21 protein-coding genes are annotated in these 26735 nt (G+C 51.0%); 10 read left to right on the top strand and 11 right to left on the bottom strand.

Going from position 1 to position 26735, the window contains the following annotated elements:
- Window positions 1-57: 57 nt before the first annotated feature.
- The 4 genes from BGK46_RS09535 to apbC all read right to left on the bottom strand — a co-directional run bounded on the left by BGK46_RS09535 (window position 58) and on the right by apbC (window position 4888).
- Window positions 58-2202, bottom strand: coding sequence for an AsmA family protein (locus tag BGK46_RS09535; protein WP_069588833.1), 2145 nt, complete (start codon window positions 2200-2202; stop codon window positions 58-60).
- Window positions 2203-2324: 122 nt separating this feature from the next.
- Window positions 2325-2912 carry a dCTP deaminase gene (gene dcd / locus BGK46_RS09530; RefSeq protein WP_069588830.1) on the bottom strand — a complete coding sequence of 196 codons (588 nt, stop codon included), beginning with the start codon at window positions 2910-2912 and terminating at the stop codon, window positions 2325-2327.
- 83 nt (window positions 2913-2995) lie between these two features.
- Complete coding sequence (udk, locus tag BGK46_RS09525) at window positions 2996-3640, bottom strand: uridine kinase (RefSeq protein ID WP_069588827.1); 645 nt, start codon at window positions 3638-3640, stop codon at window positions 2996-2998.
- A 144-nt stretch (window positions 3641-3784) separates the two neighbouring features.
- The gene (apbC, locus tag BGK46_RS09520) at window positions 3785-4888 is read right to left on the bottom strand and encodes an iron-sulfur cluster carrier protein ApbC (protein ID WP_084781377.1); all 1104 of its coding nucleotides are present in this window, start codon (window positions 4886-4888) and stop codon (window positions 3785-3787) included.
- Between the two features lie 157 nt (window positions 4889-5045).
- Here apbC and metG point away from each other — a divergent pair, with 157 nt between their 5' ends.
- Window positions 5046-7082: a methionine--tRNA ligase gene (gene metG, locus BGK46_RS09515; RefSeq protein WP_069588826.1), complete on the top strand. Its 2037-nt coding sequence runs from the start codon at window positions 5046-5048 to the stop codon at window positions 7080-7082.
- Between the two features lie 281 nt (window positions 7083-7363).
- A complete protein-coding gene (locus BGK46_RS09505) occupies window positions 7364-8146 on the top strand; it encodes a hypothetical protein (RefSeq protein WP_069588823.1) in 783 nt (260 codons plus the stop codon).
- Window positions 8147-8231: 85 nt separating this feature from the next.
- On the opposite strand, the gene serS is transcribed toward BGK46_RS09505, so the two are convergent.
- The 5 genes from serS to lrp all read right to left on the bottom strand — a co-directional run bounded on the left by serS (window position 8232) and on the right by lrp (window position 15157).
- Complete coding sequence (gene serS, locus BGK46_RS09500; RefSeq protein ID WP_069588821.1) at window positions 8232-9518, bottom strand: serine--tRNA ligase; 1287 nt, start codon at window positions 9516-9518, stop codon at window positions 8232-8234.
- Between the two features lie 188 nt (window positions 9519-9706).
- Window positions 9707-10969: a replication-associated recombination protein A gene (locus BGK46_RS09495; protein WP_305793907.1), complete on the bottom strand. Its 1263-nt coding sequence runs from the start codon at window positions 10967-10969 to the stop codon at window positions 9707-9709.
- Window positions 10970-11038: 69 nt separating this feature from the next.
- The gene (lolA, locus tag BGK46_RS09490) at window positions 11039-11668 is read right to left on the bottom strand and encodes an outer membrane lipoprotein chaperone LolA (RefSeq protein ID WP_096627795.1); all 630 of its coding nucleotides are present in this window, start codon (window positions 11666-11668) and stop codon (window positions 11039-11041) included.
- Window positions 11669-11683: 15 nt separating this feature from the next.
- Window positions 11684-14422 (bottom strand): DNA translocase FtsK, encoded by a 2739-nt coding sequence (locus BGK46_RS09485; RefSeq protein WP_069588928.1) that lies wholly within the window; start codon window positions 14420-14422, stop codon window positions 11684-11686.
- Window positions 14423-14662: 240 nt separating this feature from the next.
- Window positions 14663-15157, bottom strand: a complete 495-nt coding sequence (gene lrp / locus BGK46_RS09480) for a leucine-responsive transcriptional regulator Lrp (protein WP_069588819.1) — start codon at window positions 15155-15157, stop codon at window positions 14663-14665.
- A 166-nt stretch (window positions 15158-15323) separates the two neighbouring features.
- On the opposite strand from lrp, the gene ald reads away from it, so the two are divergent.
- The 7 genes from ald to infA all read left to right on the top strand — a co-directional run bounded on the left by ald (window position 15324) and on the right by infA (window position 22897).
- Entirely contained in the window at window positions 15324-16448 is a 1125-nt protein-coding gene (gene ald, locus BGK46_RS09475; RefSeq protein ID WP_069588818.1) for an alanine dehydrogenase, read from the top strand.
- A 116-nt stretch (window positions 16449-16564) separates the two neighbouring features.
- The gene (gene trxB / locus BGK46_RS09470; RefSeq protein WP_069588816.1) at window positions 16565-17524 is read left to right on the top strand and encodes a thioredoxin-disulfide reductase; all 960 of its coding nucleotides are present in this window, start codon (window positions 16565-16567) and stop codon (window positions 17522-17524) included.
- Window positions 17525-17606: 82 nt separating this feature from the next.
- Window positions 17607-19376: a heme ABC transporter permease/ATP-binding protein CydD gene (cydD, locus tag BGK46_RS09465; protein ID WP_069588814.1), complete on the top strand. Its 1770-nt coding sequence runs from the start codon at window positions 17607-17609 to the stop codon at window positions 19374-19376.
- Window positions 19369-21087 carry a heme ABC transporter ATP-binding protein/permease CydC gene (cydC, locus tag BGK46_RS09460; protein ID WP_069588810.1) on the top strand — a complete coding sequence of 573 codons (1719 nt, stop codon included), beginning with the start codon at window positions 19369-19371 and terminating at the stop codon, window positions 21085-21087. The genes cydD and cydC overlap by 8 nt, the downstream gene beginning before the upstream one ends.
- A gap of 20 nt (window positions 21088-21107) precedes the next feature.
- Window positions 21108-21827, top strand: coding sequence for a leucyl/phenylalanyl-tRNA--protein transferase (aat, locus tag BGK46_RS09455; protein WP_069588808.1), 720 nt, complete (start codon window positions 21108-21110; stop codon window positions 21825-21827).
- A complete protein-coding gene (locus BGK46_RS09450; RefSeq protein ID WP_069588806.1) occupies window positions 21824-22549 on the top strand; it encodes an arginyltransferase in 726 nt (241 codons plus the stop codon). The genes aat and BGK46_RS09450 overlap by 4 nt, the downstream gene beginning before the upstream one ends.
- Before the next feature lie 129 nt (window positions 22550-22678).
- Window positions 22679-22897, top strand: coding sequence for a translation initiation factor IF-1 (gene infA / locus BGK46_RS09445; RefSeq protein WP_069588804.1), 219 nt, complete (start codon window positions 22679-22681; stop codon window positions 22895-22897).
- 67 nt (window positions 22898-22964) lie between these two features.
- Here infA and clpA read toward each other — a convergent pair whose 3' ends face one another.
- Both clpA and clpS read right to left on the bottom strand, forming a co-directional pair.
- Complete coding sequence (gene clpA / locus BGK46_RS09440) at window positions 22965-25220, bottom strand: ATP-dependent Clp protease ATP-binding subunit ClpA (RefSeq protein WP_069588802.1); 2256 nt, start codon at window positions 25218-25220, stop codon at window positions 22965-22967.
- Between the two features lie 43 nt (window positions 25221-25263).
- Window positions 25264-25584: an ATP-dependent Clp protease adapter ClpS gene (gene clpS, locus BGK46_RS09435; RefSeq protein WP_069588801.1), complete on the bottom strand. Its 321-nt coding sequence runs from the start codon at window positions 25582-25584 to the stop codon at window positions 25264-25266.
- Window positions 25585-26406: 822 nt separating this feature from the next.
- Between clpS and cspD the strand changes: the two genes are divergently transcribed.
- Entirely contained in the window at window positions 26407-26628 is a 222-nt protein-coding gene (gene cspD / locus BGK46_RS09430) for a cold shock domain-containing protein CspD (protein WP_069588926.1), read from the top strand.
- Window positions 26629-26735 lie beyond the last annotated feature (107 nt).

Below are 26735 nucleotides of genomic sequence, written 5' to 3'. Positions count from 1 at the left end.
TCCGATATCTGTCCTTTATCCTGTTTGTATTAGATAGCTTGGTGCCGCATAAAGCGATCATTGGAACAGGTTGAGTAGCTTGTCAGCCGCCTCTTTCACTTTCTCGTCATCGGCTTTATCCCCGAGCAATTTTTTAATGCCGCGTTGCGCTTCTTTACGCGCTTTCTCTTCCAGCACTTTATTGCTACTCAGTAGCTTTTTAATGTCGAGTTTATAGCTAGGCGCCTGCCATGTTCCCGCAACATCAACGGGAATGGTCACATCTCGCAACTCATCGATGTCTTTGCCGCCTTGGCCTTTGCTGGTCTCGACCACAGAGGTATACACCGCAAAATCGAGCGTCTCTTTCAATAAATCTGTCTGCCCTTCACTGCGTACGCGCAACGCAGGTGCTTCCAGCAATAAATCGTTGGTCCGCGCCATCCCATTTCCAAGCACAAAGCTTGCGGTCAGCGCACTGAAGTCTGTTTTACGGACTTCGTCAACATATTCCGACTTCTCACCTTTGAGCGTTGCCTTGGCTTCACGCAGCATCTGGGCCAGATTGATCCCATTGATTGCACCGTCTTCAAAGAAGATCGCAACACGGCCATTGATGGCTTCACGCAATGCATAAGGAGATAGCCCCTTACCTTGTACATTGACGTCAACGTTTCCTTTGCCTGCCAATAGATCAACTTCGGCAGCGTCTTGAAGCAGCGGCAGCACCTCGATACCTCGCGCGCGCTTGCTGACCTCATACCGTGCCGGCGTGACTGACGCATCCAATACCGCACTTGCCGATACCGTACCTTGATAGGCCTCTGTCACAAAGCGCGATAAGGTGACTTTACCCCGGTTAATGGCCACTTCGGCTTCAGTTTGACCGAGTTCGACGTTAGCGACTTTGAGTCCTTGAAGGGCAAGGGTTCCCGCTACATCCAATTGTTGTAGCGCGGATAGATCAGGCTCTTCTCGACTCAATGCTAGCGTGGTTTGCGCTTGTGGGGCAGCCGATGATGAAGACGCCGAAGCGGCATTGCCTTTATCTTGTTGGGGCGCCTCTGTCGTGGTGGGCAGTAATGCATCCACATCAATGCGGTTGGTGTTCAGCGCAAAACGAACTTGGGGAATATCAGTGAGCTTGACGGCCACTTTGCCATCCACGATCACTTGGTCGGTGTTTAAACGACCAACAAGATCCGTCACCGTGACCACATTCGCGTCCATATCATAATCAATATCCGCTGACAGCTGCTGCGTGATTGACTGGTTAGGCACCGCCTCACCCGAGACCGTAGTCAACATATCCAGCCCTTGAATCGCAAACTGCCTCAAAGACGACGCAACTGTGACTTGCGCTTTACCCGACGTTTCCACGTCCATATCTGCGGTCTTTAACTTGGCGTTAAACCCAAGCGCTGAAGCCTCACCCAGCGCAAAGCTTTCTAAGGTAAGATTTGCTTCGCGCAGTGTCACGTCTCCCGATTGCGCAGATAATGTCATCGCAAACTGACGTAACTGACTTTGCATGGGATCCGTCATCAATTTCACATCACCTTGGCCTTGCAGGGAAAAGGTTTCTGCATTTTGGCTTCCCACCAGCGAAACGCTTACCGGCGTCCACACCGCCGGTGCCAAATTGCCAATCTCTACATTCACCTCATCAAGACGTGTCTGTGTACTCGCTTGATCATCTTTGAGCAGCACACTGGCATTACTGACACGCAACCCTTGTAGCGTTATATCCCAGCCAGCAGCCTGTGTTTCGGCTGGTGATGCTGAGTTGCTCGGTGTCACAGGTGTGCTTTCCGTGGTGGTTTCAGACTCGGCTTGCTGTGGGGTAAGGTTAGTTTCACCATTGGCAAGCGTTTGGACAAAAATACGCGGATCTTGCAGTAAGATTTCACCCACATGGAGCTGCTGAGACAGTAAAGGCAACACATCAATAGACATTTGCGCGCGGGACAGCGCGAGCAAATTTGGCTCATCAAATCCGGGGCGGTTTTTCACTGCCACATCCGCCACTGAGAAGCCCAAGCTCGGCCAAAACTGCCAATCGATATCACCATCAATGACCAAATCAAAGCCAGTTTGCTGCTTCACTTGCTCAACTAACATCGGCTTAAATTGATTCGGGTTAATGGTGGCGACAACGGCGGCCAGACCGCCGATAAGGATGACCAGTAACCCAGCCACTATCGCCGCAATTTTCTTTACCATCACTGTATGCTCCTTGTTCGCGTGGCGAAAATAACGCGTTATATTTGATAGCGTTATCGACCACAGTTCGACAATCTGGTTCCATTTCATCAAAAAATGCGCCCGTAGGCGCATTTTGATAGTTAAGCCTTATCTTGGCTAATTCGCGAGGCGACCGCCCCTTGTTGGTTCTTATATTTGGCGTTATCACGCTTATTGTAGGGTTGCTCTGCCGGCCCTGACATGGGCTCAAAACTAAGCGCGCCAATGGGCATGCCTGGGCGCAGTGCAAGCGGCAAGCGGCCATTATTATAAAACTCTAACACAATGCGGCCCGACCAACCTGGATCGATACGATGCGCGGTCACATGCACCATCAGTCCCAAACGCGCCAATGATGAACGGCCATCAAGCCAGCCAACAATATCATCGGGTAACGTCACGGATTCATGAGTGACTGCCAGAGCCAGCTGCCCGGGGTGCAAATAAAACGCCTCTCCTTCAGCGACCTCGATTTCATCACTCATCACCTTTTCGAGTTGCGCATTGACCTCTTCTTTTGGGCCAGACAAGTCGATGTAGGGGGCGCCATGATCATTAAAGACACGAAATTGGTTACCTAGAGTCACATCAGCCGTGACACCTGAAATCGATGCATCAGCCGGACGCGGATCAATTTTGATGCGGCCATCATCGAGGTGCTCTTTGATATGTCTGTCGCACAGTCGCATCGGGGTTCCTCACTGTAGATGGTTTTAGAACACGGCATCACGCAAGGTCGCATGTGCCGCTATTCGCTAGATTATCGATTGGTTTACGCTTTTAGCAAACGGGCAATATGCGCTTTTAGCACATCAATGGCAATCCGGTTTTTACCCCCGCGAGGCACAATGATGTCTGCATATTGTTTTGACGGCTCAATAAACTGCATAAACATAGGGCGGACCGTCTTTTGATATTGCTCCATGACAGAATCCATGGTGCGGCCACGCTCGGCAACATCACGTTTCATGCGGCGTAGCAAACAGATATCAAGTGGGGTGTCCATAAAGACGCTAGCGTGGATCAAATTGCGAAGACGAGGATCGGTGAGCAGCAGAATACCTTCGAGGATAATGACTTTTTTCGGAGTCATCGTCGTGGTTTCCGCCATTCGGGTGTGCTCAGAATAACTATAAACCGGCACATCAACCGACTGACCGGCGACCAATGCTTCCAAATGCTCACACAACAGATCGTGATCCAGTGCCTGTGGGTGGTCATAATTCGTTTTTACGCGCTCTTCCATGCTGAGGTGGCTTTGATCGCGGTAGTATCTATCTTCCGTGATCACGCCGATTTGATGATCGCCGACTTTTTCCTTTAATTCCTTATAAATGGTGCTGGCGATAAGGCTTTTACCGGATGCAGAGGCGCCTGCGATGCCGATAATAACGCAGTGGTGGTTGTTATCACTCATAATATGAATACCCAGAGGAAACTTGGCGGAATCAACATAAACCGCCTGATTATAGGGAGTTGAGCCGGCTGGCGCCAGCGAAAATCTTGCTTGATCGCCACATCAGCCGGCATTCGCGTCTCAACAGCGGTCCGTGCTCAACCTCTAGGACAAGGTTTGTACAGCTATCTGTTCAGGTCGCGTTTCACCTTGCCAATACAGTTTACTCGCCACCGTGCTCGCCATATCACGATACGCATGGGTATGCTCGCTCTCAGGACGTGCCACCACGCTTGGCTTTCCGCTATCAATGTCTTCACGAATGGATACATGCAATGGTACCTGCGCCAAAACTGGCGTGCCTTGCTGCTTCGACATTTTTTCCGCGCCGCCCGTGCCAAAAATTGCCTCATGATGCCCACAGTGAGAACAAATGTGATAACTCATGTTTTCAACCACCCCTAACACAGGGACCGAGACTTTCTCAAACATCGCCACGCCTTTTATCGCATCGGCGAGTGCAAGGTCTTGCGGCGTCGTCACGACCACCGCGCCGTTTACCGGAAACTGTTGCGCCAAACTTAATTGAATGTCGCCCGTCCCCGGTGGCATATCTACCACCAAATAATCCACGTCAGGCCAGCGGGTTTCATTGATTAATTGAGCGAACGCTTTCGACGCCATCGGACCACGCCAGACTGTCGCGTTGTCGGCCGGGACAAGATAACCAATCGAATTCGAGACAATGCCATAGCGCGACACAGGCTCCATCAGTTTGCCATCGTGGGTTTGCGGTTCGCTATGCTGTGCACCGAGCATGAGAGGCACAGATGGTCCATAGATATCTGCATCCAACAGCCCCACACTTGCCCCTTCCGCGTGCAAGGCGAGCGCTAAGTTCACCGCTGTGGTGGACTTACCAACGCCCCCTTTTGCCGAACTGACCACAATCAGGTTTTTCACCCCTTTTACCGGCGTTTTGTCACCGGCTTTCAGCGGAGCGACGCGCTGGGTCAATGAAAACTGGCTTGCGTTCTCCGGTACCTGCACGGCGAGCCAATCAGAGAGCGCTTGGATGATCGACCCCGCAGCAAAAGGAAACACCACCTCAATACTGTTTTCATGACCCTTGACCCAATGTGGCTGGCTGGCCCATTGGTCGATCAACCCCGGATGAGAGAATTGATTAAGTAACGTCACCGCTGCGTCTTGGCTCATCACTGATGCCGCTTTTTTCGTTGATTTGTTCTTTTTGCCGCCAAAAAACATGCTTCACCGTCCAATTTATTCATTATTTGGGTCCGCGTCCCTAACCAATTATACGTAAACGCCTTATGACACGGCCTTGCTCTAGGCAAGGCATATCGTATCAGGTAAGATTTCTGCAATCATTCCATTCATATCATAAGAGCGAACAAACAAGATTATGGCTGCAAACCCACGTAAAATTTTGGTGACCTGTGCGCTGCCTTATGCGAACGGCTCAATCCATTTGGGCCACATGCTCGAGCATATTCAGGCAGATGTATGGGTCCGCTATCAGCGCCTGCGCGGCAATACCACTCACTTTATTTGTGCCGACGATGCTCACGGCACGCCTATTATGTTGAAAGCGCAGCAAATGGGCGTGGAGCCCGAAGCCATGATCGCCGATGTGCAAAAAGAGCATAAAGCCGACTTTGATGGCTTTAACATCAGCTTTGATAACTATCACAGCACACACAGCGAAGAAAACCGCGAGTTGGCGTCATTCATTTACACCCAATTGCGCGATAAAGGCTATATCACCAGCCGTACGATTTCACAGCTGTTCGATCCTGAAAAAGAAATGTTCTTACCGGATCGTTTCGTCAAAGGTGAGTGCCCGAAATGTCACGCTGACGACCAATATGGCGATAACTGTGACAACTGTGGCGAAACCTATGCACCGACGGAGCTCATTAATCCTCGCTCGGCGGTCAGCGGTGCCACCCCTGTGATGCGCGACTCTGAGCACTTTTTCTTTGATTTGCCGCAGTTTGAGCAAATGCTGAATACCTGGACCAAATCAGGTGCGCTACAAAGCGAAATTGCCAACAAAATGAACGAGTGGTTCGAAACCGGTCTGCAACAGTGGGATATCTCGCGTGATGCGCCCTATTTTGGTTTTGAGATCCCAGACCAACCCGGTAAGTTCTTCTACGTTTGGCTCGACGCCCCAATTGGTTATATGGGCTCGTTCAAAAACTATTGCAACAAGCACAACGACATCGACTTTGACGAATACTGGAAAGAAAATAGCGAAGCCGAGCTTTATCACTTTATCGGTAAAGACATCGTCTATTTCCACAGCTTGTTCTGGCCAGCGATGCTGGATGGCGCTGGATTCCGTAAGCCAAACAACGTCTTTGTGCATGGCTATGTAACCGTAAACGGCGCGAAAATGTCCAAATCGAAAGGGACATTTATCAAAGCCAGCACTTATCTAAAACATCTCGACCCTGAGTGTTTGCGTTACTATTACGCCGCGAAGCTAAACAGCCGTATCGATGACCTTGACCTGAGCTTGGATGATTTCATCCAACGCGTAAACTCAGACATCGTCAATAAAGTGGTCAACCTTGCTTCGCGCAACGCTGGTTTTATTAGCAAGCGTTTCGATGGCCAATTAGCCGATACCTGTGCTGAGCCTGAGCTTTATCAGTCATTTGTCGACAAAGCCGAGCACATTGGTGAGCTCTACGAAGCACGCGAATACAATCGCGCTATTCGCGAGATCATCGCCTTGGCAGACAAAGCAAACCAGTATGTCGATGAGAAAGCCCCTTGGGTGGTTGCTAAAGAAGAAGGCAAAGACGCCGAGCTTCAAGCTATTTGTTCCGTCGGCATTAACCTATTCCGTGTGCTCATGACGTATCTGAAACCTGTGATGCCTCAGCTTGCAGAGCGTGCCGAAGGATTCTTGAATGACACCCTGACTTGGGAAAGCATTGCTCAGCCACTGACAGGCCACGCCATTAGCAAGTTCAAAGCGCTGTTTAGCCGTATCGATCCGAAAGCGGTGGATGCCATGATTGCCGACAGCAAAGAAGATGTCGCGGCGGAAGAGGCAGAAAAAGCGAAAGCGCAAGGTCCTTTAGCGGATGATCCTATCGCTGAGGAAATTGAGTTTGGCGATTTTGCAAAAGTCGATCTGCGTGTGGCTAAAATTTTGGAATGTGAATCCGTGCCTAAAGCGGACAAGCTGCTCAAGTTTAAGCTCGATATTGGTGGTGAAACTCGCCAAGTGTTCTCTGGGATTAAATCGGCTTACAAGCCTGAGGATTTAGTCGGTAAACACACGGTGATGGTCGCAAACTTGAAGCCACGCAAAATGAAATTTGGCATGTCAGAAGGCATGATCCTCGCTGCGGGACCGGGTGGCAAAGAGTTGTGGATCCTTGAACCACACGAAGGCGCCCAAGCCGGCATGCGTGTGATGTAAGCCAAGACTCACTGGCACCGCGCCACCTTGCGGTGCTGAGATGAGCGTAAAAGAGAGCCTTGATGGCTCTCTTTTTTATGCGCGCTTTTTATCAGGTATCAGTGAAACATTCGCCAATGCGTCAAAACAGTGCATCACTTCACCAGCACAGTGCGAAAACGGCGCAGTTTTCTTTCATTATCGGCTGCCTAGCCCCTTGCACAGGGCGTGATAAATCTCTCATTTTAGGCACGATTCCTGCTGGATAGGCCATATCAGAGACTGAAACGCAGGGAGCGACTATGGAATGGCTATTAATGATAGGAACATTAGCATTAAGCATCGCGGTGGTGGTAGCGGTACAGCTTTTCCGTCAGCGCCCAGATTTGCATTTACACCAACTGCATGAACTACGTGTGCTGTTACAGCATGCTCAGCACCTAGCCACCCAACCCAATATTAGCTCAGACGACTACCAAGTGCTGTTAAGCCAAACGCGTCACCTTCACCAACTGGCTCCTCAAGCGCAAAAGCCGATGTATCGACTCTTTTTTCACCACCTTCATGCCTTACCGTCTTACGACAACGACACCCAAACCCGTATGAAAAATCGGGCTCTGCAACATATCGTCTACTTGGTGGATGAAGCTGTCCCGCCAGCATTGATTGCGCAACGCGACGACACCCGTTTGGAGAGCTATCAGCAAATCTGGTATGCGATTTTAGAACTATTACAAGCAAGGCAGCGTTACAGCCATGCGGTATACCAAGAGCAACAATCCGCGCGCAACGCCCAGCAATCTCTCACCTTGCACCAGCAAATACTCGCGAAGCGCTTACGTCAACTCCACGCCTTGTCATTGGCGGACGACATCCAAAAAGAAATCACCGAGGTGTTAAACCAGCTCGCACAGTCAGAACAACTGCCCTTTGAGCATAAAGTTGCGCTATCGCAGCGCGTAAACCGAATTATGCTTCACGTGCTCGACAGCTTTATCGCACGTGTGCTGACACGCTATCCCTGCCAACACGATGATGCACTTAGCCCCATCGCGCCGTTTCCTCAGTCAGGTTCAGGGCAATGACCTGCCTCAACAGCGTGTCGTCACCCCAATAAAAAAGGGCCGGCAATCATGCCGACCCTTCGTTCTTTAACCCTGACTCACTTCATTAGCCAATGTGCGTTTGACCGCCCATGTATGGACGCAATACCTCAGGAATTTCAATGCGGCCATCTGCTTGTTGGTAGTTTTCTAAAATAGCTACCAGAGTACGACCAACGGCCAAGCCAGAACCGTTCAAGGTATGCAGTAACTCAGGTTTTTTCTCACCTTTGCGGCGGAAACGCGCCTGCATACGGCGTGCTTGGAAGTCTTGCATGTTTGAGCATGAAGAAATCTCACGGTAGGTGTTTTGTGCAGGTAACCAGACTTCAAGATCATAGGTTTTCGCTGCGCCAAAGCCCATATCGCCCGTACACAGTAATACTTTACGATATGGCAGGTTAAGCAGTTGCAACACCTTCTCTGCATCCGCAGTGAGTGATTCAAGCGCTTGCATAGAATCTTCTGGCTTAACGACTTTGACCAGTTCAACTTTATCAAACTGGTGCATACGAATCAGACCACGGGTATCGCGACCATAGGAGCCTGCTTCTGAACGGAAACACGGTGTGTGTGCCGTCATGCACAGCGGCAAATCCGCCTCATCGACAATTTCATCACGCACCATGTTAGTCAGCGGTACTTCCGCGGTTGGGATCAAGGACATCCCTACCCCTTCTTCGGTGGCCGGTTTGGTGTTAAACAAATCTTCACCAAATTTTGGTAACTGACCGGTGCCATAAAGACTGTCTGCATTCACCAAATAAGGCACGTACATCTCAGTATAACCGTGCTCGTTGGTATGTAAGTCGAGCATAAACTGGGTCAAGGCACGATGCATACGCGCCATCTGCCCTTTCATCACGATAAAGCGTGAGCCCGACAGTTTCACCGCACTGGCGAAATCAAGCCCGCCAGAAAGCTCGCCCAAATCAACGTGATCTTTGATTTCAAAATCAAACTGACGCGGCTCACCCCAACGAGACACCTCGAGGTTTTCAGACTCGTCTTTACCCGTTGGGACTTCATCGGCTGGCAAGTTTGGCACCGCCATTACCACGTCGTTCACTTTCTGTTGCAGTTCAGCCAACTCGGCTTTTGCAGCGTCCAGCTCGTCACCCAAGTTCGCGACTTCTGCTAGTAGTGGCGCAATGTCCTCACCCTTCGCTTTAGCCTGGCCAATGGACTTCGATCGGGAGTTACGCTCTGCTTGCAATTGTTCGGTGCGAATCTGCAGGGATTTACGTTGTTCCTCGAGTTCACGTATAGCGTCAACATCGAGCGTAAAGCCACGACGAGCGAGTTTTTGAGCCGTTTCTTCCAGCTCAGTTCGAAGTAATTTGGAATCCAGCATGCTAATCCTGTGCTTTTCGGGTTGATTAGTTGATTATCACTTGTCATCACGATTTGAAGACAAGCTGCGATCGTGCGTATTGTATAACGCGATTGGCCGAGGGTGACCGTGGATGTCACCACTACTAGGCGACTGCGCCTTGATGGTGCAGCCGCACTTTAAACCTTACCCAAAAAGGGTGAAGTTGCCTAGCGCTTTTGCGGGCTTTTTGCGTCAAGCTCGTCCAGAAAGGCGAGCTTTTCAGCGATTTTAATTTCTAGCCCGCGATTAACGGGCTGGTAATAACGCACATCACTGACTTCATCGGGCAAATAACGCTCACCGGCGGCGTAGGCATTCGGTTCATCATGGGCATAACGATACCCGTCGCCATGTCCCAAGCTTTCCATCAGGGCCGTCGGTGCATTACGAAGGTGCATAGGGACAGGTGCATTCGCCGTCGCTTTTGCATCGCGCAGCGCTTGTTTCCACGCGGTGTAGACTGCATTGCTTTTAGGAGCACAGGCAAGATACACCGCAGCTTGTGCGATCGCGCGCTCACCTTCCGCTGGCCCGACGCGGGTAAAGCAATCCCATGCGTTCAATGCAACCTGCATGGCACGCGGATCGGCATTACCCACGTCTTCAGAGGCAATCGCTAACAATCGACGCGCCACGTACAAGGGATCCCCTCCCGCGGACACGATACGGGCATACCAGTACAAGGCTGCATCTGGGTTAGAGCCGCGCACGGACTTATGAAATGCTGAAATGAGGTCATACCATGCGTCGCCTTGCTTATCGAACTGTGCCACCTTCTCCCCAGCGACGTCTTTCAGCATCGTCATAGTCACCGCACCATCAGCCATATCGGCTAACATTTCCAGCAGGTTCAAAGCCATGCGCGCATCGCCACTACAGGTGTCCGCCAGAGCGTCTTTCACCCCCGTATCAAAACGTAGCTCTCGCTCACCGAGTCCACGGTTTTTATCCGCCAATGCTTGGTCAATCACCGCAATCAAATCATCACGCTCAAGCGCACTCAGCCGGTACACCCGCGCACGAGATAGCAAGGCGTTGTTTAGCTCAAAAGAGGGGTTTTCAGTCGTGGCACCAATAAAGGTGACTGTCCCCGCTTCAACATGCGGTAAAAACGCGTCTTGTTGGCTTTTGTTGAAACGGTGAACCTCATCAACAAACAGGACAGTACGTACTCCGGCCTGTTTATTCTGCTCTGCACGCACAATCGCATCGCGAATTTCTTTCACGCCCGAGGTCACCGCAGACAGTCGCTCGATTTCCGCATTGGCTTGACGAGCAGCGATATCTGCCAAGGTGGTTTTGCCGGTGCCCGGTGGGCCCCAAAAAATCATTGAATGCAGGCTGCCAGATTCGATGGCGCGGCGAAGAGGCTTGCCCTCGGCCAATAAATGCTGCTGGCCAATGTACTGATTTAACGAAACCGGCCGCATGCGGGCAGCAAGCGGCCGAAAGTCGTCAGCAAAATCTAGCGGTAGTGTCGACAATCTTCTCTCCCGTGATTAACGCGGCTGACGTTGATCATCCACCAGCACCGAGTCCGGTGGCGTAAATTCAAACAAGGACGCATCCGGTGCCTGACGACTAAACTGGCTGAGCGTGAACTGGCTTTGCTGCCCATCTTGCTCGGTCACCCGAAAATGGGTCAAGGTGCCATCCGGTTTTACCGTCACGGCAAACGTGCCAATGCTCCCTACCGTTTTGGGGGTCAAGGTAAAGGTGTCACCTTGCTGGGTAATAGTGTACATCTGCCAATCGTCTGGCTGATTGCGGGTCAACAACACGAACGGGGTTTGTGCGGTCGCATCGTCTAACCACATGGCAGTGACTTGCTCGACAAACGGGCTGTAGTACCACAATGTTTCCCCATCAGAGATCATGATATTTTCATCGGGTGTGGTCGTGGTCCAATTGAACAAGTTGGGACGTTCAATAGATAGTCGTCCTTTTGCAGCGTGGATCTGCTCCCCTTCAGGGCTGATCACAGCCTGTTCAAAATTGGCGCTAAAGGCATCCACTTTACTCAATCGGTCCATCAGCTGCTGCTGGGCAGTGGATTGCGCTTGAACAGCAACCGCAAACATCAGCGTCAGCATCGCGATTAGGTGGCGATAAAAGGCTTTCATTTTCATACAACGTCCATCTGATTACGCTTTCGGTGGCGGTGGCGCCAACACTTCTCGGTTACCGTTATGGCCCGGAGAACTTACGACACCGTGTGCTTCGAGTTGTTCCACAATTCGAGCCGCACGGTTATAACCAATTTTAAAGCGGCGTTGCACCCCTGATACAGAGCCGCGGCGGCTTTCGGTGACAAACTCAACCACTTGGTCAAACAGCTGATCCAGCTCTTCGCCATCCGCGCCTGTCGGGGTTTCTCCCGGCAATAAGCTATCGGAACCCTGATCGCCATGAGTGATCTCTTCGAGATACTGCGGCTTACCGCGCGCTTTCCAGTTGTTCACCACACGGTGCACTTCTTCGTCACTGACAAACGCGCCGTGCACACGGATAGGATGGTTAGAGCCGTTGGGCATGAACAGCATATCCCCCATGCCTAGCAGCGACTCTGCTCCCCCTTGGTCCAAGATGGTGCGCGAGTCAGTTTTCGTGGAAACGGTAAAAGCCATCCGGGTCGGAATGTTCGCTTTGATAAGGCCGGTGATCACATCAACGGATGGGCGCTGGGTGGCAAGCACTAGGTGAATACCCGCTGCTCGGGCCTTTTGCGCCAAACGGGCGATCAGCTCTTCCACCTTTTTGCCCACCACCATCATCAGATCAGAGAACTCATCAACGACCACGACGATATAAGGCAGCTTTTCTAGCGTAGGAGCCGTTTCATCCATGCTGTCACTCGGTTTCCAGAGTGGGTCTGGAATCGGGTTATTCGCCGTCTCAGCGGCTTTGACTTTCTCGTTAAAGCCTTTGAGGTTACGAACACCTAACGCCGACATTAGCTTGTAGCGTCGCTCCATCTCACCAACACACCAGCGCAATGCATTGCCCGCATCCTTCATGTCGGTGACCACTTCGGTGAGCAAATGCGGGATCCCCTCATACACAGAAAGCTCGAGCATTTTCGGGTCGATCATGATAAAGCGGACATCTTCCGGCGCCGCTTTATAGAGCATACTGACGATCATAACGTTCACACCCACCGACTTACCCGAGCCAGTAGTACCGGCGACCAGTAAGTGAGGGGCTTTGCCTAAATCGGTCACAATCGCTTCACCAGCAATGTCTTTTCCTAACACCACAGAAATCGGCGACTTGCTGTTCTTAAAGCGCTCGCTGCCAACCACTTCCGACATAAAGACGGTCTCGCGGTTTTCATTGGGTAGCTCGAGTCCGATATAAGGTTTACCTGGGATCACTTCCACTACCCGCACCGCGGTGGTCGACAAAGAACGCGCTAAGTCTTTCGACAATCCAGAAATGCGCGACACTTTGACACCCGGCGCTAAGTCCAGCTCAAAACGCGTAATCACGGGTCCGGGATAAACCCCCACAACACGCGCTTGGATTTTATAATCCTCGAGTCGTGCTTCGACTAAACGCGCGATTTGTTCAAGCTCTTCCCGTGTCGCCTGTGAAGCGGTTTTTCGCGCAGGATCGAGCAAATCTAAGGTCGGGAAAGGCTCCGCAGGTTTTGGCAAGTTTGGCTCATCTTTGACTAAGAAAGGATGATCAAGCCCAGCAGCCTGTTGCTGGGCTTGCTGCGCTTTACGAATCGTTTCTTGGAACGGATCCTCATCGTCCTCAGCCGCCCCAGCGGCTTGCTCGGCACGCTCTAGCTCAGACAAACCGTCTTGATTGCCATAGGTGGTTTCATGAGATACAGGCTCACTCGCCACCTCTTCACTTTCGTCACTTCCTTCACTTCCAACACTTCCATCGCTGGAAGCATCGGTCTCTTGCCACGGCGGTAATGTTTCATCCTCCGGCGCGTCATCCGACAGCGGTGCGTTCGGTTGGGTTGGTTCGTCTTCTGGCTCGACAACCCCTTGCCACTGTCCCAAGTTAGGCTCAGGGTCATCCAGTGTTTTGCCATCGTCATCGGCGGGTAAGGCTTGTCCCCCAAAGATAATCGGCGTGCTTGGTGCGGCTGATGCCCTATCCTCTGGGACTTCTTTCACGCTCGGAGACGGGGTGAAGCGGCGCAAATCACTTAATTCCATCGGCTCTGCCGCGTCAGGCACCTTGTCTGACTCAGTGACGGTTTGTGCAGCAGGCTTGCCAAGCTCAGTCACCTTATCGCCACGGAGGCGGTTAACCAACCAAGTAGTGGCCTTTAAGGTCACCGACCCTAGGTTATCCACAATGCTTAGCCAAGAGATCCCAGTAAACAATGTAAACCCTGCTGCCCAACAAAACAGCATCACCAATGTGGTGCCTAGTACGTTAAGCAGTGGCAATGCCAAACTGTTGGTGACATCGCCCATCACCCCCCCAGAGGAGAAATGCCAAAAATCATCAAAATTGAGATCGGCTAGCGAACAACTGGTTAGGAATAGAACGAAAAGCCCTAAGATCCTCGCGGCTAAAATCGTGTAGTTGAGTGGCTCGTCGTCGCCACGGCGGCGCAAGAAAACCCACCCCCCCAGCATGGCAGCTGGCGGTAATGGGTAGGCCAAAATACCGAATGAGAAAAAGAGGCTGTCGGCGACCCATGCCCCTAATGAACCTGCCGCGTTGTGCACATCACCGTGCCAAGCAGTTTGTGACCAAGAGGGATCAGCCGGATTAAAAGACAGTAGCGCAACCATCACAAAGACGGCCGCTGCCAGCACCAAGATAAAGCCACACTCTTTCAAACGCTGAGCGCCATCCAATCGCACCTTGGGCTGAGCCGATTTGGGCTCACGACGCAAAGAAAACTCCATCATCACCTGTTTAATACTTTTCGTTATTCGCATTCCCCACCATGGTTTGAGGTTTGCATTCGCCACTGCACTGACTTTACCACATTCGTGCCTGAACAGCAGGCATGATGCGAGTCAGCGATGAATCTTTACCGAGATATCACATAATTGTTGCTGATTAAGACAAAAAAGAAACCGAGCACGGTGGCTCGGTTTCATCGTTTGGGGGATCGACACCAATATGGCGATTGGCAAACAGGTTTAGCGGGTGCGAATCACCAAATGATTGCTCTGCTTCACCTCTTCCATTACCACGTAAGTGCGTGTGTCATTCACACCGGGCAAACGCAGCAAGGTTTCACCCAATAACTTGCGATATGCCGACATATCAGCTACTCGTGTTTTAAGTAGGTAGTCAAAATCACCGGAGACAAGATGACATTCTTGAATGTCTTCCAGTGTTTGAACCGCTTTATTGAATTGCTCAAACACATCTGGTGCGCCACGGTTCAAGGTGATTTCGACAAACACCAGCAATGATGCGTCGAGAAACTGGGGATTGAGCAGCGCCGTATAACCAGTGATATAGCCTTGGCGCTCCAAGCGACGGACACGTTCGAGACAGGGGGTAGGAGAAAGACCGACTCGTTTAGATAACTCAACGTTTGAAACACGCCCATCCTTTTGGAGCTCATTCAGGATGTTGCGGTCAATGCGGTCCAATTCCTTGGAGGGCTTTTTTTTGGTATCTACCATTTTTTATTCCACCTTGTTACTTCCTTGCAAAAAGATATACCGAATTAAATAACATCTTTATAAATTTTAGCATCAAATGCTGATTTTTTCCCTTTATACTAGCCTGAAAATTGACAATATCAACAACTAGCCAGCCGATAACACTGAATAAACAAGAGGTGACAGCATGATCATTGGCGTTCCAAAAGAGATCAAAAACCATGAATACCGCGTTGGTATGGTTCCAGCAAGTGTCCGCGAACTTATTTCTCACGGCCACTCCGTTTACGTAGAGACCAACGCTGGTAACGGTATTGGCTTCTCTGACGACGACTATAAAGCCGCCGGCGCATCTATCCTTCCTACCGCGGCTGACGTGTTCGCCAAGGCCGAGATGATTGTTAAAGTCAAAGAGCCGCAAGCGGTTGAGCGTGCCATGCTCCGTGAAGGACAGATTTTATTCACCTATCTGCATCTTGCACCAGATTTTCCACAAACAGAAGACTTAATTAAGAGTAAAGCCGTCTGTATCGCCTATGAAACCGTAACAGATTCTAAAGGTCGATTGCCACTCCTTGCGCCTATGTCTGAGGTAGCGGGCCGTATGTCTATTCAAGCAGGTGCACAAGCACTGGAGAAATCACACGGCGGTTCAGGCATGCTACTAAGTGGTGTTCCAGGCGTTGAACCGGCGAAAATTGTGGTACTCGGCGGTGGTGTTGTCGGTTCAAACGCAGCGCGCATGGCCGTTGGCCTACGTGCTGATGTGACTATTTTAGACAAAAATGTCGACACACTGCGTCGTTTGGATGAAGAATTCCAAGGTCGTGCAAAAGTGGTCTACTCCACAGAAGAAACACTGGAGCAACACGTTCTCAATGCTGATCTGGTTATCGGTGCGGTACTGATCCCAGGTGCAGCCGCGCCAAAACTGGTTAACGAAGACCACATTAAGCGCATGAAACCAGGTGCGGCGGTCGTCGATGTTGCCATTGACCAAGGTGGCTGTTTCGCGACGTCACACGCGACCACCCATGCGGATCCAACCTACATTGTTGATGATGTGGTTCACTACTGTGTCGCTAACATGCCAGGCGCGGTTGCTCGCACCTCTACCGTTGCTCTCAACAACGCGACCCTGCCTTATATCGTGAAGTTGGCCAACAAAGGCTATCGCGATGCCTTGGTAGAAGATCAACACCTGCGCAATGGTTTGAACGTTATTCATGGTCAAGTCACCATCAAAGAAGTGGCTGAAGGCTTTGAACTTCCTTATGTGGATGCCATGGACGCATTAAAAGCCGCACATTAATGTGCGTTTTGTACCCTACAATCAAAGGGCACCGTCACGGTGCCCTTTCTTTACCCGTCCAATTTACCTACAATCAGGCCATTCAAAACGAACCTCTATCCTGCCCGGAGACGTGAATGAGTAACATTAAGCATGCTAACCTATTGATCCTTGGTTCAGGCCCGGCTGGCTATACCGCCGCTGTTTATGCGGCGCGTGCCAACCTGAATCCAGTTATGATCACGGGTATGCAACAAGGTGGCCAGCTAACCACCACCACAGATGTAGAGAACTGGCCTGGCGATCCAGAAGGCCTCACGGGTCCAGCCTTGATGGACCGCATGAAAGACCATGCGGAGAAATTCGACACCGAGATTATTTTTGATCACGTCAACGACGTTGATCTGTCTCAGCGCCCATTTCGTTTAAAAGGCGACAGTGGTGAATACACCTGCGATGCCTTAATTATTTCGACAGGTGCATCCGCACAATATCTTGGTTTGCCATCAGAAGAAGCCTTTAAAGGCCGTGGGGTCTCCGCCTGTGCAACCTGCGATGGCTTTTTCTATCGCAACCAAAAAGTGGCTGTGATTGGCGGGGGTAATACCGCGGTCGAAGAAGCCTTGTATTTGTCTAACATCGCCTCTGAAGTCCATGTTGTACACCGCCGTGATAGCTTCCGTGCGGAAAAAATCCTTGTGGATCGCATGATGGACAAAGTTGAGAACGGTAACATCGTTTTACACACTGACCGTGTGCTGGACGAGGTGCTTGGCGATGAAATGGGCGTCACTGCTGTGCGCTTAAAAGACACCCAAAGTGATGCGACAGAAACGCTGGATGTAATGGGCGTCTTCGTCGCTATCGGCCATAAGCCAAACACTGACATTTTTGCCGGTCAATTAGAGATGGAAAACGGATACATCAAAGTGGCTTCCGGCCTGAACGGTAACGCCACACAAACCAGCATTGAAGGCGTTTTTGCCGCTGGCGATGTGATGGATCATGTCTACCGCCAAGCGATCACGTCAGCCGGCACCGGCTGTATGGCAGCGCTCGATGCTGAGCGCTACCTTGACGGGTTAGCTGAGAAGTAACCCTCGCGCGATCCCACGCAGGCTGCCCCTGAGCAGCCTGCTCTGCCTCACTCGCAGGCCTTTCATAAAATAATAAGACGATATGGATAAATCTAAACAGCGGGCGCTAACGAAATGGCTCAAGTCGCAGAGCGTGTTAGCCAAACCCTGGTTAGTTGCGACGATTGGCATAGCCTTTACATCTGGACTGCTACTCATTGCTCAAGCAGCGCTCCTCGCCCATTTGCTTTATCAGCTCATTATCGAACAAGCCGATAAATACAGTTTACTGCCCAGTTTCATTGGTCTGGGGGCCGTAGTATTACTGCGTGCGGCCTGTAGTTGGGCCAAAGAGCGAACGGGCTATCGCTGTGGCCAAACCATTCGCCACCATATTCGCCAGTTGATCTTGAATCGTCTTCATGAACTCGGCCCCGTGAGTATTCAAGGTCGTCCGGCGGGCAGTTGGGCTAGCTTGCTCCTCGAGCAAGTCGAAGAATTACAGGACTTCTTTGCCCGCTATTTACCGCAAATGGCGATTGCCGTATTGATCCCCGTGATGATTCTCGTCACCGTGTTCCCCATCAATTGGGCCTCCGGCTTGATATTCTTGATTACCGCGCCGCTGGTGCCCTTTTTTATGGCCTTGGTGGGGATCAAAGCCGCCGACGCAAATCGCAAGAATTTCAAAGCACTGCAACGACTGTCAGGCTATTTTTATGACCGTTTGCGTGGCTTACCGACACTGCGACTGTTCAATCGCACTGATGCAGAAGCCGAACAACTGCATCTAGCGTCACACACCTTCCGCAAACGAACCATGGAAGTGCTACGACTGGCTTTCTTGTCGTCCGCCGTACTCGAGTTTTTTACGGCCATTTCCATTGCAGTCGTGGCCGTCTATTTCGGTTTCAGTTTCATTGGTGAACTTAACTTTGGCCACTATGGTGCCCCGATATCGCTATTTACCGGCCTATTTGTGCTGGTGCTCGCGCCTGAGTTTTACCAGCCATTGCGTGATCTTGGCACGTTTTATCACGCCAAAGCCCAAGCGATTGGGGCTGCCGAATCCATCGTCGAGTTTCTCGATGCGCAACCCGATACCGGCACACAAGGCCAAGAGACACCCGATCTCGAGGCTGTGACCATCACCGCGCGCGATCTCGAAGTACTCAGCCCTGATGGCCATGTCTTGGCTGGGCCGCTCAACTTTGACGTCAAAGCCGGTGAGCATATTGCACTTGTCGGCGTCAGTGGCGCAGGCAAGTCGAGCCTGTTGAATGCACTGCTCGGCTTTTTACCCTATCGCGGCAGTCTGGTCATTAACGGTTGTGAGCGCCGAGCGCTCTCACTCACCCATTGGCGCCAAGCGATCAGTTGGGTAGGCCAAAATCCACAGCTATTCCATGGCTCTATTCGTGACAACATTGCGCTCGCCAACCCTGATGCCACGCCAGAGTCAATTAATCATGTAATGACACAAGCCTATGTCGATGAGTTTGTCATGCGCCTGACCGACGGACTGGCTCATCCCGTTGGCGACCGCAACGGCGGACTGTCAGTCGGCCAAGCACAGCGTATCGCAGTTGCACGTGCTTTATTGCAAGACGGTGCACTATGGGTATTGGATGAGCCGACGGCAAGCCTCGATGCCCACAGCGAACAACTGGTCAATTTGAGCTTACACACAGCGACCCAAGGAAAAACCTGTATTCAGGTGTCACATCGCCTCGATGCGCTCGAAAACTGCGATCAGGTTTGGGTCATGACTGATGGCGCCATCACTCAGCAAGGCAAATTCAAAGATATCGCCGCTCAAGGGCAGCTTGCTGACATGCTGGCCTCAGCAGACAGGAGAAATCTCGATGCGTGAACTACTCCCCTACTTACGCCTGTATAAGCGTCACTGGTTTGGTCTTAGCTTGGGCATGGTGTTGGCGTTTGCCACCTTGTTTGCCGCGATTGGCCTATTGACCTTATCGGGCTGGTTTATCGCTGCGGCGGCCGTGGCTGGACTCACTGGCATGGCCACCTTCAATTACATGTTGCCCGCTGCTGGCGTGCGTGGTTTTTCTATCGGCCGTACCTTTGGACGCTGGGCAGAGCGCGTCGTCAGCCACAATGCCACGTTTAAATTGCTTGCCGACCTGCGGGTAGCGTTTTTCCGTAAGCTTGCGCCTTTGGTGCCGGATCAAACCCTGAATGTGCGTGATGGCGACCTGCTCAATCGCATGGTGGCCGATGTTGATGCGATGGATCACGTCTATCTGCGCTTGGTCAGTCCCATGGTTGTTGGCGCCCTCGGTGTCCTTGCCGTGGGTCTGTTTTTGGGTTGGTTCGACCCAACCTTAGGGCTAGCGTTGGGCGGCTGTTTATTGGCGTTACTGCTGGGGTTACCCGTTATTTTTTACCATCTTGGTAAGCAACATGGACGCCAGCAATTAGAACAAAATGCCGCTACCCGAATCGCCCTACTCGATTGGCTGCAAGGCCATGCCGAACTCGCCCTTTTTGGCGCAGAATCCCGTTATCGTGCACGGGTTGATGACAGTGAAAAAGCCATGCTAGCCGCGCAAGCGAACATGGCAAACGTCACCGGCTGGGCGAATGCGGTGCTGATGGCGGCAACCGGTTTAACCTTAGTTTTGATGATTTGGTTAGCTGCCGATGGTGTGGGTGGTCGCTTGCCCGATCCGCTTATTGCAATGGTCGCGTTTACCACTATGGCAAGCTTTGAGTTGATGATGCCCATCACCGCGGCTTTCCAATATTTGGGGAAAACCCTGACCGCGGCTAAGCGGCTCAACCGGATTACCGAGCGTACACCCAGTGTCTATTTTCCGCCGCAAGGACATGCCGATGCGGTGCAAGGTGAGCTCAAGCTGGATAACGTCAGTTATCAATACCCAGAAACTGCAAACCCTGCCTTAAACCGCATTTCTTTGCACGTACATGCGGGGCAAAAAGTGGCGCTACTCGGTCGGACCGGATGTGGAAAATCAACCCTGCTGAGCTTGTTAACGCGCGCATGGGATCCAAGCAACGGCGAGATCCATCTTGATGGCAAGCCGTTACGTCAATGGTCAGAGCCGGCGTTACGCCAAGCGATTTCCGTCGTCACGCAACGGGTCGACATGTTTAATGGCACCTTGCGCGATAACCTGATCTTGGCATGCCCGCAGGCCAGCGACGAGACGCTGACGCAAGTGTTAACCCAAGTAGGCTTGCAGACCTTGCTGGCCGAGCCAGGACTCAATGCATGGATGGGAGATGGAGGCCGACAGCTTTCTGGTGGCGAGCGACGACGGATTGGTATTGCGCGTGCCCTTTTGCATGACGCACCTATCGTTTTATTAGATGAGCCAACCGAAGGGTTAGATGTGCAAACGGAGGCGCAGATCCTATCCTTACTACAGCAACATTGTGCAAACAAAACCGTGGTGTTTATCACTCACCGCTTGGTCGGGCTTGAGCAAATGGACACCATTTGTCTCATGGATGCCGGTGAGATTGTCGAACAAGGCGATCATGCTGCACTCATGGCGGCAAACGGACGCTATGCACAACTGCGACAACGCTTGTAACACATGGAGAGACTGCGGGTATGACCCTCTTTTTGCCGCCATTAGCGGCAGATGATTTTCGCTTTCCTCCGGTGAGCGATGCACTCGCTCATCCAGATGGCCTGTTAGCTATTGGCGGCGATCTCTCGGCTGCACGGCTGATGTCTGCCTATCGTAGCGGTATTTTCCCTTGGTTTGGTGAAGAAGACCCGTTACTGTGGTGGTCGCCAAGTGAACGGGCCATCATTCGTCCCTCTGACTTTCACGTCAGCCGCAGCTTGCGCAAAGCGGCGCGCAAAAGCCAAGTGACTGTGACCATCAATCATGCCTTCGAGGCAGTGATTCATCAATGTGCCGCCATCAGGGGCCCTGAGCAAACTTGGATCACCGACCAGATGCGTGAGGCCTACCTCGCCCTTCACCAGCAGCACGATGCGCACAGTGTCGAAGTGTGGCAAGAGGATCAACTCGTAGGGGGATTGTATGGTGTCGCCGTAGGACAGTTTTTCTGCGGTGAATCCATGTTTTCGCTTATCGATAATGGCTCAAAATTCGCGCTTTGGCAGTTTTGTCGTCACTTTCAAGCTCAAGGTGGTCAGTACATCGATTGCCAAATGATGACGCCCCACCTTGCTTCTCTCGGCGCCAAGGCATGGCCGCGGGATGAGTTTATTCACGCCCTATACGCGGCGCGAGACACGCGCTTAAAAACCGCATATGTGCCGCACGTCATCGCGGACTTTCGTGAGAGGCAGTCATGAGCGTCGCGCTAAAGGTCGGCCTTACTCCAGCCTCTCGCTGCCAATATATATCGACAGAGAACGAACAGCTCGCGGTCGTGTTATCCCCCGACATGCACCACCCTGCGGGTTACCAGCAACTGATCAACGCCGGTTTTCGCCGCAGTGGTAACATGATGTATCGCCCGCATTGTCCTCACTGTAATGCGTGCCAATCCTTGCGCATTGATGTTGGCGCGTATCAACCAAGTAAAAGCCAAAAGCGCCATCGCAGCCAACTAAAACGGCTGCGGGTAAAGGTTAGCGACCAGCTCGACCCAAACTGGTTTTCACTTTACGATCAATACATCACCGCGCGCCATGCTGATGGCAATATGTACCCAGCTAAAGCGGAGGACTTTATTGCCTTCACCCATAGCGACTGGCTTCAACCCTGCTTTATTCATTTGTATGAGCCTAATAACGGTGAAGAGACCTTGGTTGCGATTGCCGTTACTGATGTGCTGAGTGACGGTTTAAGCGCCTTATACAGCTTTTTTGATCCGTTCCATCGTTTTTCATTAGGACGCGTCTGCATTCAAGCTCAACTTGAATATGCCAGCGCCGAGAAAAAATCGTGGCTTTATCTGGGCTATCAAATTGATGATTGTCCAGCCATGCGTTATAAAGCGGATTACTTCCCGCACCAACGCTTTATAAATCACCAATGGCGACCCTTTAGCTTGCCTATATCCACCGCTTAGTGGCTATTTTTTCTAGCAAGCTTGGCGTCAACAGGGTAAAATTCGCACCCGAACTTTACAGACTTTCAGAATAGAGGCATTATCTGTCGGTCAAAAAATTGGCTAAAACAGTAAGCCTAAGAGGATTCAATGGCAAAAGAAGACGTAATTGAAATGCAAGGTACCGTGCTAGACACGCTACCTAACACTATGTTCCGCGTTGAGCTAGAGAACGGTCACGTGGTGACTGCCCACATTTCAGGCAAGATGCGCAAAAACTATATCCGCATCCTGACCGGCGACAAAGTCACTGTTGAAATGACCCCTTACGATTTGTCGAAAGGTCGCATCGTTTTCCGTTCGCGTTAATCCTCATAACGCGATCAAAAAACCCGGCGCATGCGCCGGGTTTTGCTTATCAGACTTATCCTACGCTTTATGCAGGTTCCATCTGGTCGCTGAATTGGAAATCCAAGCGGTTGTTTTTAAGCACAACACGCACTGTCCCACCGTTCACTAGGCAGCCAAACAACAGCTCGTTTGCCAACGGCTTTTTCAGGTTGTCTTGAATCACCCGGCCCATTGGACGCGCGCCCATGGCTTTGTCATAGCCCTCATCGGCAAGCCAGCGCTTCGCTTCGGAGGTCACTTCCAGAGAGACCCCTTTCGCATCCAGCTGAGCTTGTAACTCAACAATAAACTTATCAACCACTTGCAGAATGACCGTTTCATCAAGGTGATTAAACCAAATGATGTTATCTAAACGGTTACGGAATTCCGGTGAGAACACCTTTTTGATTTCCGACATCGCATCGTGACTGTGATCTTGTTGAATCAAGCCAATAGACTTACGGACCGTCTCTGCCACACCAGCGTTGGTTGTCATGACCAAAATAACGTTACGGAAATCCGCTTTACGGCCGTTGTTATCGGTCAACGTCCCGTTATCCATCACTTGTAGCAACAAGTTGAACACGTCCGGATGCGCTTTCTCGATTTCGTCCAGTAGCACTACCGAGTGTGGATGCTTGATCACTGCATCAGTTAACAAACCACCTTGGTCGTAACCCACGTAACCTGGAGGCGCACCAATCAGTCGACTCACAGTGTGGCGCTCCATATATTCGGACATATCAAAGCGCTGTAGCTCAATTCCCATGGCACGTGCCAGTTGCACCGTGACTTCGGTTTTACCCACACCGGTTGGCCCTGCGAATAAGAACGAACCCACAGGCTTGTTCTCCTCGCCTAGCCCCGCTCGGCTCAGCTTAATCGCTTCCGACAGCGCCGTAATCGCCTTGTCTTGACCGAACACCAGCATCTTCAGCTTATCTTCCAACGACTGAAGCACATCTTTGTCCGAGGAAGATACTGATTTTTCTGGGATACGCGCCATCTTGGCAATCATCGACTCGACGTCCGCAACATTCACGGTTTTCTTACGCTTGCTCGCTGGCGCCATCCGACAACGCGCCCCAGCCTCATCAATCACATCAATCGCTTTATCTGGCAAATGACGTTCATTGATGTATTTAGCCGACAGTTCAACCGCCGCACGGATCGCCTTGTTGGTATAGCGAACTTCGTGGTGCGCTTCATATTTCGGCTTCAAGCCCATCAAAATCTTCGTGGTGTCATCGATAGACGGTTCAATGACATCGATTTTCTGGAAACGACGTGCCAAGGCACGCTCCTTCTCAAAGATGGAGCCATATTCTTGATAGGTTGTTGAGCCAATACAACGTAACTTCCCGCTGCTTAGCAATGGCTTAATCAAGTTTGCGGCATCAACTTGTCCACCACTCGCCGCCCCTGCACCGATAATGGTGTGGATTTCGTCGATAAAGAGTACGGCATGATCTTCTTTCTCAAGCTGCTTCAAGATGGACTTAAAGCGCTTCTCAAAATCGCCACGATATTTGGTACCCGCAAGAAGCGAGCCAATATCCAGCGAGTAAATCACGCAATCTTTGATGACATCAGGGACTTGCCCTTCTACGATTCTCCATGCGAGGCCTTCAGCGATAGCGGTTTTACCCACGCCGGCTTCGCCGACTAACAGCGGATTGTTCTTACGACGGCGGCACAGCACCTGAATGGTGCGTTCCAGTTCCTTATCACGACCAATCAACGGGTCAATGCCCCCGACCCGCGCGAGCTGATTCAGGTTGGTGGCAAAGTTTTCCAGTTTATCTTCACCGGGCTCGCCACTCGCCTCTTCAGCGCCCATGTCGCTACTCGGCAAATCGTCGTTGTCATCTTTCGTGGTGCCGTGAGAGATGAAATTCACCACATCCAAGCGACTCACGTCGTTCTTTTTCAATAGGTAAGCCGCGTGAGACTCTTGCTCGCTAAATATCGCGACCAATACGTTCGCACCACTCACTTCACTGCGCCCTGACGATTGCACATGGAACACCGCACGTTGCAGTACGCGCTGGAAACTCAATGTCGGTTGCGTTTCGCGTGATTCATCATCAACAGGGATAAGAGGGGTCGTTTGCTCAATAAACGCATCGAGCTCTTTACGCAGGCCATCTAGGTCTGCGCGGCAAGCTGTCAAGGCTTCTTGAGCGGCGGCGTTGTCAATTAACGCGAGAAGCAGGTGCTCCACCGTCATGAATTCGTGGCGCTTTTCACGCGCACGTGCAAAGGCTCCGTTGAGACTCGCTTCAAGTTCTTTGTTCAGCATAAGGCACCTCCCTCAATAACCGCGCTAAAGCGTGCCGGAGAAATCATGCTTTCTCCATGGTGCACAGCAATGGATGACCATGCTCTTTGGCGTACATCATCACTTGTGCCACTTTTGTTTCCGCTACCTCTGCGGTGAATACACCGCAAACGGCTTTTCCTTCGTAGTGCACCGTCAGCATGACTTGCGTCGCTTTGTCCACGTCCATGGCAAAAAACGTCTGGAGCACTTCAATGACAAACTCCATCGGCGTGTAGTCATCGTTATTCAGCACCACCTTGTACATAGATGGCGGTTGTAGCTTCGTCTTCTCTGACGCTGCGATGTCAGCATCAGGGAGCGCCCACTCGTTCCAATTACTCATAACCACTTACAATGCATTGTTTGGGTGTCTAGGCTGTCGTTGTGGCGGGGCGTTGCTGCCATCCACTGATCCCGTCCACCTATCTTTAAAGTTAAGCCACAGATTGTATTCCAGCAACCCTTTCAATGCGAACAAAGTGTGTCTGCACAATTGTTAGTCACTTACTGATATATCTAGGGGTAAAAGTGCTAAAACGTTCACTGTTCAACAAAAACATCTCAGCCCCCACCATAAAGAATGTACAAAAATAAAGACATTCCACGGCTGTAAAGTGGAAACAACTGTGTTGATGGGATTGAAAAAGGGATTTGCGCTAAATCTATCTCAGTATTTAGACGTAAGAAATTATTCATAAAACAACAAAGTTTATTACACCCAATGATTGCGATTTCATTCACGCTACTAGGTTATCTCATCTTGTATAGTGAGATAAATAACTCTAGATACAACACATAACTAGCTGAATTTATAACAATTAAGTGACATTCCACCTATAACAAATAGCGACGTACCGAGCATCCATAGTGAGAGGTGACTCGATAGATTCATGAAAATGACATTATTGTTTTTTATGCATTTATTGTCAGGCTCTCACACTTTTCCGGATTACTATGAAAATGTTGTTATAAGTTATTATCGATACTTGACTGCCTAAAAGTATCTACTACAGTGGGAATTGTGGTAGATAAACTAACCACTTTTTGATCGCACGCTCACCATCTTGAGCAAATGCTGTCTGATGCGTGCTAGCGCAGAGGTCATGAGTGGGCACTTAGTTTATTGCAAGGTATGCAAAAGTTTGATGCAAGAGGGATGTTTCGCATGGAAACTGGTACAGTAAAATGGTTTAACAATGCCAAGGGATTCGGCTTTATTTGTCCTGAAGAAGGAGAAGGCGACGTTTTTGCGCATTACTCAACAATCCAAATGGATGGATACAGGACGTTGAAAGCGGGTCAGACCGTCAGCTACGAGGTTCAAGAAGGACCGAAAGGCTACCATGCGAGCCAAATCGTCCCCGTTGAACAAGAAGCAGCGAAATAACAACGCGTTATTCGCGACGGTTGCAAAGGAAAAAGCGAGCGCAATGCGTTCGCTTTTTTTCGTACTCGGCGCGCTCTACCTTATCGAGACACTCGCCCATCGCAGGG

It is taken from the genome of Salinivibrio sp. SS2 (assembly GCF_001722075.1).
Lineage (GTDB): Bacteria > Pseudomonadota > Gammaproteobacteria > Enterobacterales > Vibrionaceae > Salinivibrio > Salinivibrio proteolyticus.
Note: the sequence above shows the minus strand (reverse complement) of the source record. Positions and strands in the feature narration are given on the sequence as shown.